The sequence below is a fragment of the Rhodococcus sp. P3_B8 genome (assembly GCF_056402775.1).
On sequence record NZ_JBFUGT010000073.1, the window covers coordinates 18596 to 28163 of the forward strand.

The window sequence follows — 9568 nt, forward strand, 5'->3', positions numbered from 1 at the left end:
CCGTCACGGCAGCGTGACGAATCCCTTCTGCACCAGCCAGTCCCGGGCCACATCCGCCGGTTCCTCGCCCTCGACGTCGACCCGCCGGTTCAGTTCGGTGATCTCCTCGTTGGTCAGTGCCGCGGAGATCGGGGCCATCACCTCCGCGACCTGCGGATGTGCCTCGGCGAAATCCTTGCGCATGGTGATCGCCGGGTTGTACTTCGGGAAGAACTGGCGATCGTCGTCCAGCAGCACCAGGTCGAGCGCGATGATGCGGCCGTCCGTCGTGAACACCTCGCCGAACTTGCACTGCGTTCCGTCGGCGGTGGCCTGATAGATGATGCCGGTCTGGAGGATCTGGCGGTTCGCGCGGGCGGGGTCGAAGCCGTATTTGGCGGCCATACCCGGGAACCCGTCCTGGCGGACGTTGAATTCGGTTTCGACGCAGGTCGTCGCGGCAGCGGGGTCGCGGTTGACCAGATCTGCGTACTCCGACAGGGTGGTGATCCCGGTTTCCTCGGCGGTCTGCCTGCTCATCGCGAGTGCGTACGTGTTGTTCATCGGGGCCGGATCGACCCACACCATGCCGTTGCTTTCGAGGTCCTCGTCGCGGACCGCCTCGAACTGCGCGGTCGGGTCGGGGATCGGAATCTCGTTGCCGAGGTAGTTGATCCACCCGGTCCCGGTGTACTCGTAGGTGACGTCGATCTGCCCGTCCAGCTGGGCGTCCCGGGTGCTGTTGGACCCCTGGATGTTGGTGAGGTCGCGCACCTCCGCGCCGGCGGCACTGAGCGCGAACTCGATGATGTACCCGAGGGTGACCTGCTCGGTGAAGTCTTTGGAACCGACGGTGATCTTGACGTCCTCGAGTTCGGGGACGGGCTGGATGCTGCCCGGTTCCACCGACAGTGGCAGGGCGCCACCGGATTCGAGGCCGCAGGACGCGGCGAGGACTCCGCAGAGTGTCACGGCCGTCGCGGCGATCGCCTTCCGGAGGTGGTTCATCAGCGCAGCCCCTTCGGGCCGAGGAACTCCTCGGCCAGGGCGCCGCACCAGTCGACGAGCAGCGCGAGCGCGACCGCGAGCACGGCTCCCACCACCAGGGTCACGTTGTCGCGCAACTTGTATCCGGTGTCGATGAGGATTCCTAGACCGCCGGCGCTGACGAGGAAACTGAGTGTCGCGGTGCCCACGGCGAGCACGAGCGACGTGCGCAGTCCCGCGAGGATGTACGGGACGGCGAGTGGGAACTCGACCTTCCGCAGGACGAGGCCGGCGGTCATGCCCTGTCCGCGCCCGGCGTCGATGACGGCGGGATCGACCTCCTGCAGACCCAGGATCGTGTTCCGGAGAACGGGCAGGAGAGAGTAGAACGCGATGGGGAGCACCCCGATCCAGAATCCGGTGGTCCCCGTCGCGAGGAAGAGAAGCACCAGGAGTCCGATGGCCGGTGCGGCCTGTCCGATGTTGGCGATTCCGAGGAAGATCGGTGCCAGCTTGGTGAACCCGGGCCGCGTGAGAAGGATCCCCAGCGGGACGGCGATGACGACGACGATCGCGACCACCGCGACCGTGATCAGCACGTGCTGCCACGTCAGGGTCGCGATGTTGGTGGCGTTGAGGCTGCCCTTCTGCGTGGCGGTGAGTTCGCGGTTGAAGGCCCAGGCGAGCACACCCGCCACCAGGATCACGACGATGATCGGCTGGACCAGCAAGCGGGCCCGCTCCGACCGCCGGGCGGCCGGTGCGGTGGGTTTCGTGGCGACGGCGGCCGTCATGACGGTGTGCCGCCCTCGCTCGCCCCGTCCCGCTGCGGCTCGCTGGCCTCGTCGTCGTGCGCGTGTTCCTCACGCATCGCGGACAGGTGCGTCACCAGTGTGTCGATCGTGATCAGGCCGCGGTACTCGCCCCGCCGGCCGGTGACGATCGTCGACGCACTGCTCTCCGCGAGGAGCGCCTCGAGGGCGTCCTGCAGCGTCGACTGGGTCGACACCACCTCCTCGATCGGGTCGCCGATGTCGCGCAGCGACGTGGCGTTGGCCAGATGCCGCAACGACACCCAGCGGGTCGGGCGGTCCCGCGCGTCCAGGAGGACGCCCCACTTGATCCTGCGGGACGAGATCGCCGCCCGCAGATCGTCCACCGAGCCGTCCTCGTACGCGGTGGGGCAGTCGAGGAGTTCGACCTCTGCCACCCGGGTGAGCGTCAGCTGCTTCAGGGAGGCGTCCGCGCCGACGAACCCGGCCACCATGTCGTTGGCGGGATGGGCGAGGATCGCCTCCGGAGTGTCGTACTGCATGATGTGCGACTGGTTGCCCAGCACCGCGATCCGATCGCCCAGCTTGACCGCCTCGTTGAAATCGTGCGTCACGAAGACGATCGTCTTGCCGAGATCGGACTGCAGTCGCATCAATTCGTCCTGCAGCAGTCCGCGCGTGATCGGGTCGACGGCGCCGAACGGCTCGTCCATGAGCAGCACCGGGGGATCGGCGGCCAGCGCCCGCGCCACCCCGACGCGCTGCTGCTGACCGCCCGACAACTGCCGGGGGTAGCGCTCGCGGTAGAGGTCGGGTTCGAGTCCGACGAGGTCGAGCATCTCGTCGGTGCGGTCGGCGATCTTCTTCTTGTCCCAGCCGATCAGACCGGGGACCGTGCCCACGTTCTTCGCGATCGTGAGATGCGGGAACAGTCCGGCCTGCTGAATCGAGTAGCCGATGCCGCGCCGCAACTTGTCCGGGTCGATGGACAGGGCGTCCTTGCCGCCGATCGTGATCTTCCCCGACGTCGGTTCGATGAGCCGGTTGATCATGCGCATGGTGGTGGTCTTGCCGCAGCCGGACGGGCCGACGAGGACCACGATCTCGCCGGCGGGGATGCGCATCGACACGTTGTCGACTGCCGCCTTCTCCTGGCCCGGGTAGCTCTTGACGACGTCTTCGAGGACGATGTCCACTCCCGAGACGGTGCTTCCGTTGGTGTGCGGTGCGTCGAGGTCAGTCACGGATCCCCCTGGAGGTGGTGAGTCGGCCGATGACGGCGAGGATGCCGTCGAGTACGAGGGCGAGGATCACGATGAGAACGGTCCCCGTGAGGGCCTGCGGTATCGCTGTCGGGCTGCCGACGCGGGACAGTCCCGAGAAGATGAGGTTGCCGAGCCCGGGACCCTTGGCGTAGGCGGCGATCGCGAGGATGCCCATCAGCATCTGGGTGCTCACCCGCATGCCCGTCAAGATCGACGGCCAGGCGAGCGGGATTTCGATCCTGCTCAGCACCGTCGTGCGGCTCATTCCCACGCCCCGGGCCGCGTCGGTGATCGCGGGGTCGACGGAGGCGAGTCCGAGGATGGTGTTCCGGATGATCGGCAGCAGTGCGTACAGCACGAGAGCGGTGACGGTGGGGGCGACACCGAGTCCGAGGATCGGGATCAGCAGGCCGAGCAGGGCGAACGACGGGATGGTGAGGATCGTGCTCGCGAGTGCGGTGGCGATCGCGGAGCCGGCCGGGCTGCGGTACACGAGGATCCCGATCGCCACCGCGACGATCGTGGCGATCACCACCGACTGCACGACTGCGCTGACGTGCAGGAAGGAGTCGGTGAGCAGTTGCTGCTTCCGGGCGGAGACGAAGTCCCACAGTTGCTGCATGTCCAACCGTGAACACCTTTCTCCCGATGTGAAACAGACCTCGGTCCTTCACAGTGCTATGTACCCGAACATCGCGCAGGTGAATCGGAAACTCTGTTACGTGGTCGGGATCATGAACAGCAGGGTGCACACGGCGATCGACATCCCGAACAGCGCGATCATCACGGCGTAACCGAGGTTCCGCCGGCGGGGGGAGATCGCCGGGTCCATCCACCACCCGAACACCTTGAACGCCGCCGGAACGGCCCACCAGCCGAGGATCTGGGTGGTGACGAGGTTCCCGACGAATAGGGCGACGGCGATCGGAACCCCGTGCGCCTCGATGAACGGTGCGCTGACGAAATGGCCCCAGATCACCACCAGTGGATACAGCACCAGCAGGGCCAGGAGATTACTTCGGGCGACGGGCACCGGGGGCGGTTCGTCGCCGCCCGCGCCGCGGAACCAGAAGTCGAAACCGTAGCTCGCTTTTCGGATTCGGAGATTCTTGTTGAACTTCTCACCCTCCTTCAAGAGGGCGGCCCGCTCGGGTGAATCCATCCACGCCGCCAGGTTGTCCTCGGTGTCGAAGCTCAGCACGATCGTCCAGTCCTCGGTGATCCCCTGCACCGGTCTCTCGACCTTGTGCCCCCGGAAACCCCGGAACCCCGCCTCGGCGGCGGAGATCTTGCGCTGCCAGTCCATGAACGCCGACTCGTCCTCGGGGTCGACGTGACAGGAGATGACCACCGACGTCGCCGACTGCTCCCGGGTCTGCTCGCCGGTGAGCAGGTGGACGTCCTCGTTGCCGATGAAGGCGTGCTTGATCTCCGCCACGAGTTCCGTCCGGAGGTCGCTGTCGAGCCACGCGCGGGCGTCCTCGATGCTGGCGAACCGCAGCACGTCCACCCAGTCGTCCTGCACGGGCGGCGACGGCGGCACGATGTCCTGATCGATGAAACCCGGAACTGTCCCGAGGGTCTCCGCCGCGCGTTTCTGCCACCGTGCGTAGTCGGCGTAACTCGCGTCGTCGATCCGGCGTTGGAAGATCACCGACACCGGGGACGCGGCAGGGCTGCGCGGGTGTGAATGCGGCACGTGAGGTCACCTCCGTTCTGGTCGTGGTGCGGGTGCGGCGGGCGGAGAACCCTGAGACCGCCGGGTGGACGTGGTGAGGAGCAGCAGGATCCCTGCTCCCGCGCCCAGGGTCAGGTACAGCCAGCCCAGCGGTGCCTGGCTGTTCTCCGGCAGCACTCCGGCGACGGCCATCGCCGCACTGACGACGAGATAGCAGGCCGCCGTGACGACACCGCCGATCAGTCCGAGGTTGCGCGTGAACAGTCCGAGGGCCAGCCCGTACATCTGCGGGCAGAGCACCCCGCATCCGGCGAGCGCGAGGCAGGCACCGATCGTGATGGCCGGTGCGGTGACGACGGACAGCCCGGCCGTGACGGTGAGTACGAGTGCGCCCGACACGAACACCCACCACGCGCCGAACGCGAGCCGGCGGGTGCCGACCCGAACAGCCAGCGCACTGCAGGCGAGTTCGCCGAGGAGGTTCGCGCCGCCCACGACCAGCGCCACCGCACCGTACGCGGCAGGGGAGAAGCCCAGGATCTGCTGGTACAKGAAGGGCGCGACGACACCGAAGACCATCTGAGCGGACGCCATCAATCCGAACACGAGCACGAACCCCACGAAGATGCGGTGGCGCAGGGCAGCACCCAGCACCCGCGCCGCGGCGCCGACGTCGACCGGTGCCCGCAGTTCCGGCGGAAGGGTCTCCGGCAGTCCCGCGACGACGAGGGGAACGGCGAGCGCCGCGAGAAGCGCGATCAGCCCGAACACCAGACGCCACGAGATGAACTGCACCAGTACCCCGCCCACGGCGGGTGCGAGAACGGGTGCCAGCCCCCACGCAGCCCCGAGGAGACCGGACACGGACGTGAGCCGGGCGCCGCGATAGCAGTCGGCGGCGATCGCGTAGGCGAGGACGAGGCACGCGCACCCACCGATACCCTGCACGAATCTCAGACCGAGCAGGAGTGTGATGTTCTGCACGAGTGCGCATCCCACGCTGGTGACGACGAGGATCGCCAGGCAGGTCACCAGAGTTCGTTTGCGGCCCACCGCATCCGCGATCAGGCCGACCGGAATGAACGCCAGACTCATGCCCAGCATGTAGGCGGTCACCGTGTTCTGCACCACTGCGGCGGACGCGTCCAGATCGAGCACCATCTGCGGCAACGCCGGGGTGTAGATGTCGAGCGGGATCTGGCTGAGCGGAATCACCAGCAGCAGAATGACCACGACACGGCGCGGAACCGGCACACCGGACGGCGTCGTGGGCACTGACATCCCGCATCACCTGCTTCTCGACCCGAGGGGGCTGGAGAACGGAGCAAGTATCCCGAAAGGTTTCGACCGCACGGTCCGCAACGGTCCGTGTGGTCGGTTCCCTGGATCATACGACGCGGCCTGCGGCGCCCGGGCAGGTTCCGGACCGGTCGGCAGGGGACCGACGCACCACACGACGGGGGCCGGCGTCCATCGTAGGCTGAATCTCCCATGTGACGGACAGGAGACTCAGGTGGCCGAGACGGCGCTGACGGAGACCACGGTGGCCGAGGTGATGGCCGAGCTGGCCGAGCTCGAGGACCCGAAGGCACGCGAGGTGAACGAGAAGCACGGTGACGATCACGGGGTGAACCTCGGCAAGCTGCGCGCGCTCGCGAAGAGGCTGAAGACTCAGCAGGAACTCGCGTACCGGCTGTGGGAGACGGGTGATACCGCGGCACGATTGCTGGCGATCCTGATCTGCCGCCCGAAGGCGTTCGAGCGTGACGAGTTGGACGTCATGCTGCGCGAGGCGCGCGCACCCAAGGTGCACGACTGGCTCGTGAACTACGTGGTGAAGAAGAACCCGCACGCCGAGGACCTGCGCCTGGCGTGGTCCGCCGATCCGGATCCCGCGGTCGCCAGTGCCGGCTGGGCGCTGACCACCGAACGCGTGGCGAAGAAGCCCGAGGGCCTCGACCTCGCGGGACTGCTCGACGTCATCGAGGCGGAGATGACAGACGCCCCGGATCGCCTGCAGTGGGCGATGAACCACTGCCTGGCCCAGATCGGGATCGAGCACGCCGGGTACCGCGCCCGCGCACTCGACATCGGTGAGCGCCTCGAGGTGCTGAAGGACTACCCGACCTCTCCGGGATGCACGTCCCCGTTCGCGCCCATCTGGATCACCGAGATGGTGCGCCGACAGGGCGGCGAATAGAAGGTTCGACCCGACGACCGCGGCGGCCACCTGTGACCGGACGCAGAAGAGCCCACCCGCGCCGCGATCGGTGTCGTGATCGCGGCGCGGGTGGGCTCGACTGAAGCTATCGACTCACACGTCGTAGTACAGCTGGAACTCGTAGGGGTGCGGACGCAGGTTGACCGGAGCGATCTCCTGCTCACGCTTCAGCGAGATCCACGTCTCGATCAGGTCGGACGTGAACACGCCACCCTCGGTGAGGTAGTCGTGATCGGCCTCGAGGCGATCGATGACGGCCGACAGGCTGGTGGGAGCCTGCGGGATGTTGCGGGCCTCCTCCGGCGGGAGCTCGTAGAGGTCCTTGTCGACGGGAGCCTGCGGCTCGATCTTGTTCTTGATGCCGTCCAGGCCGGCCATCATCTGCGCCGCGAAGTTCAGGTAGGGGTTACCCGAGGAGTCGGGGGCGCGGAACTCGAGGCGCTTGGCCTTCGGGTTGTTGCCGGTGATCGGGATACGCACGGCCGCCGAGCGGTTGCGCTGGCTGTACACGAGGTTGATGGGGGCTTCGTAGCCCGGCACCAGACGGTGGTACGAGTTGATCGTCGGGTTGGTGAACGCCAGCAGCGACGGTGCGTGGTGCAGGATGCCGCCGATGTAGTGACGCGCCATGTCGGACAGACCCGCGTAGCCGGCCTCGTCGTGGAACAGCGGCTTGCCGTCCTTCCACAGCGACTGGTGGACGTGCATGCCCGAGCCGTTGTCGCCGAACAGCGGCTTCGGCATGAAGGTGGCCGACTTGCCGTGCTGCCAGGCGGTGTTCTTCACGATGTACTTGAACAGCTGCAGGTCGTCTGCGGCCGCGAGCAGCGTGTTGAACTTGTAGTTGATCTCCTGCTGTCCGCCGGTGCCCACCTCGTGGTGGCCGCGCTCGAGCTCGAAGCCCGCGTTCTGCAGGTTGGTGGAGATCTCGTCGCGCAGGTCGACGTAGTGGTCGTACGGAGCGACGGGGAAGTATCCACCCTTGGGGCGGACCTTGTAGCCCAGGTTGGGGCTGCCGTCGGCGTTCACGTCGTTGCCGGTGTTCCAGGAACCCGAGATGGAGTCGAGTTCGTAGAACGCGCCGTTGATGCCGGAGTCGTAGCGGACCGAGTCGAAGATGTAGAACTCGGCCTCGGCGCCGAAGAAGGCGGTGTCGGCGATGCCGGTCGACTTCAGGTATTCCTCGGCCTTGCGCGCGACGTTACGCGGGTCGCGGCTGTAGGACTCACGCGTGAACGGGTCGTGCACGAAGAAGTTGATGTTCAGCGTCTTGGCCGCGCGGAACGGGTCGATCTGGGCGGTGGCGACGTCGGGGAGGAGCATCATGTCCGACTCGTGGATCGACTGGAAGCCGCGGACGGACGAACCGTCGAACGCGAGGCCGTCCTCGAAGACGTCCTGGTTGAACGCGGACGCCGGGATCGAGAAGTGCTGCTGCACGCCCGGCAGGTCGCTGAACCGGATGTCGACATATTCGACGTTCTCGTCCTTGATGAACTTGATGACCTCTTCGGCCGTGGTGAACGCCACGCTTGTGCTCCTTAAGTCGCTTCAGCCAAGTGGATATTGGCGAATTCGTCGAGCCAGACGGTAAGGACTTGGTGTTGCCCGCTGGTCAACCTTTTGTTTCGCCCGTGTTACGCGTCGAATCTTCCTGGGCTTTTACACCGGCTGTGACTGCGCACACAGCCCAAACCTCCGGTGTGAGGTCCTCGGAGAGGCGACGCCTATCCTGGACAGCATGGCACGTATCACCGGTTCCTGGCTTTCCGGACCTTCGGCCGCACTGCCGGACGGCGCGGACGAGACGACGCAGTCCTTCCGGGGCGAGCGCCTCGGGTTGCAGGCGGAAGGTCCCGGTTCGCTCGCGAGCACGGGACGCCGTCTCGCCGCGCTGATGATCGACTGGGTGTCGTCGGCGGGCGTCGCGGCACTGATCATCGGCGACAACTTCTTCGAGGGTCCGTTCTCGACCTTCACTCTGCTCGTCTGGTTCGTCGTCGGTGTCGCCACGGTGTCGCTGTTCTCCTTCACGCCGGGGCAGCTGTTCCTCGGCATGCAGGTGGCGCGGGTGGACGGACCCGCCCGTGTCGGCTTCGTCCGGGCCCTGGTGCGTCAGGCGCTGCTCGTGTTCGTCGTGCCCGGGACCATCACGGACATCGACGGTCGTGGCATGCAGGACCGGGCCACCGGCACCGCCCTGATTCGCACGCGCTGACCCCTCGGAACGTCTTCCGCCCGATGTCGGATCGACATCGGGCGGAGTAGTGGGGCGACAGGCTTCTAGCGACGACGGATGGTGCGCTGCACGCCACGCATCTTCGCGCCGCCGGGCATCGGACCCTTGGGCAGTGCGGCGCCGCCACCGCGGCTGCTGAGCGCGGCGAGCCGCGACTCGATGGCGTCCATCCGCTTGGTGTCGATGTTCTTCGGGAGCTTGTTCAGATGCTTCTGCAGCTGCGACAGCGGGACCTGTCCCTCGTCGTTGCCAATGACGATGTCGTAGATCGGGGTGTCGCCGACGAGGCGCGCCGTCTTCTTCTTCTCCTGGGCCAGGAGCGACTTCACGCGTTGCGGCGATCCCTCGGCGACGAGGATGACGCCGGGTCGCCCGATCACGCGGTGAACGGCGTCGAGCTGCGTGGTGCCCGCGACCGCACTGGTC

The 9568-nt window shown here is 66.9% G+C and carries 10 protein-coding genes; 2 read left to right on the forward strand and 8 right to left on the reverse strand.

Annotation, left to right across the window (positions count from 1 at the left end; translation table 11 throughout):
- Window positions 1–3: 3 nt before the first annotated feature.
- The 6 genes from AC1D1G_RS22075 to AC1D1G_RS22100 form a co-directional block, all read right to left on the reverse strand.
- A complete protein-coding gene (locus AC1D1G_RS22075; protein ID WP_477953677.1) occupies window positions 4–987 on the reverse strand; it encodes a glycine betaine ABC transporter substrate-binding protein in 984 nt (327 codons plus the stop codon).
- Window positions 987–1760 carry an ABC transporter permease gene (locus AC1D1G_RS22080; RefSeq protein WP_477953678.1) on the reverse strand — a complete coding sequence of 258 codons (774 nt, stop codon included), beginning with the start codon at window positions 1758–1760 and terminating at the stop codon, window positions 987–989. Before AC1D1G_RS22080 ends, AC1D1G_RS22075 begins: the two co-directional genes overlap by 1 nt.
- Window positions 1757–2983, reverse strand: coding sequence for an ABC transporter ATP-binding protein (locus AC1D1G_RS22085; RefSeq protein WP_280784824.1), 1227 nt, complete (start codon window positions 2981–2983; stop codon window positions 1757–1759). The genes AC1D1G_RS22080 and AC1D1G_RS22085 overlap by 4 nt, the downstream gene beginning before the upstream one ends.
- Window positions 2976–3626, reverse strand: coding sequence for an ABC transporter permease (locus AC1D1G_RS22090; RefSeq protein WP_105422827.1), 651 nt, complete (start codon window positions 3624–3626; stop codon window positions 2976–2978). The genes AC1D1G_RS22085 and AC1D1G_RS22090 overlap by 8 nt, the downstream gene beginning before the upstream one ends.
- 96 nt (window positions 3627–3722) lie before the next feature.
- Window positions 3723–4703 carry a putative antibiotic biosynthesis monooxygenase gene (locus AC1D1G_RS22095; protein WP_283336604.1) on the reverse strand — a complete coding sequence of 327 codons (981 nt, stop codon included), beginning with the start codon at window positions 4701–4703 and terminating at the stop codon, window positions 3723–3725.
- A gap of 6 nt (window positions 4704–4709) precedes the next feature.
- A complete protein-coding gene (locus AC1D1G_RS22100) occupies window positions 4710–5963 on the reverse strand; it encodes a multidrug effflux MFS transporter (RefSeq protein ID WP_477953680.1) in 1254 nt (417 codons plus the stop codon).
- A 232-nt stretch (window positions 5964–6195) separates the two neighbouring features.
- On the opposite strand from AC1D1G_RS22100, the gene AC1D1G_RS22105 reads away from it, so the two are divergent.
- Window positions 6196–6882 (forward strand): DNA alkylation repair protein, encoded by a 687-nt coding sequence (locus tag AC1D1G_RS22105; protein ID WP_283336606.1) that lies wholly within the window; start codon window positions 6196–6198, stop codon window positions 6880–6882.
- A gap of 114 nt (window positions 6883–6996) precedes the next feature.
- Here AC1D1G_RS22105 and glnA read toward each other — a convergent pair whose 3' ends face one another.
- Window positions 6997–8433: a type I glutamate--ammonia ligase gene (glnA, locus tag AC1D1G_RS22110; protein ID WP_005247755.1), complete on the reverse strand. Its 1437-nt coding sequence runs from the start codon at window positions 8431–8433 to the stop codon at window positions 6997–6999.
- A 211-nt stretch (window positions 8434–8644) separates the two neighbouring features.
- Here glnA and AC1D1G_RS22115 point away from each other — a divergent pair, with 211 nt between their 5' ends.
- Window positions 8645–9121, forward strand: coding sequence for an RDD family protein (locus AC1D1G_RS22115; protein ID WP_280784820.1), 477 nt, complete (start codon window positions 8645–8647; stop codon window positions 9119–9121).
- A 65-nt stretch (window positions 9122–9186) separates the two neighbouring features.
- Here AC1D1G_RS22115 and AC1D1G_RS22120 read toward each other — a convergent pair.
- On the reverse strand, window positions 9187–9568 hold a 382-nt coding region (locus tag AC1D1G_RS22120), incomplete at its 5' end, for a DUF4191 family protein (protein ID WP_477953681.1).

Bases quoted from the DNA above. Each gene is read 5' to 3' on its own strand.
- AC1D1G_RS22075 (WP_477953677.1), bottom strand. From the start codon at position 987: ATGAACCACCTCCGGAAGGCGATCGCCGCGACGGCCGTGACACTCTGC.
- AC1D1G_RS22090 (WP_105422827.1), bottom strand. From the start codon at position 3,626: ATGCAGCAACTGTGGGACTTCGTCTCCGCCCGGAAGCAGCAACTGCTC.
- AC1D1G_RS22115 (WP_280784820.1), top strand. From the start codon at position 8,645: ATGGCACGTATCACCGGTTCCTGGCTTTCCGGACCTTCGGCCGCACTG.
- AC1D1G_RS22080 (WP_477953678.1), bottom strand. From the start codon at position 1,760: ATGACGGCCGCCGTCGCCACGAAACCCACCGCACCGGCCGCCCGGCGG.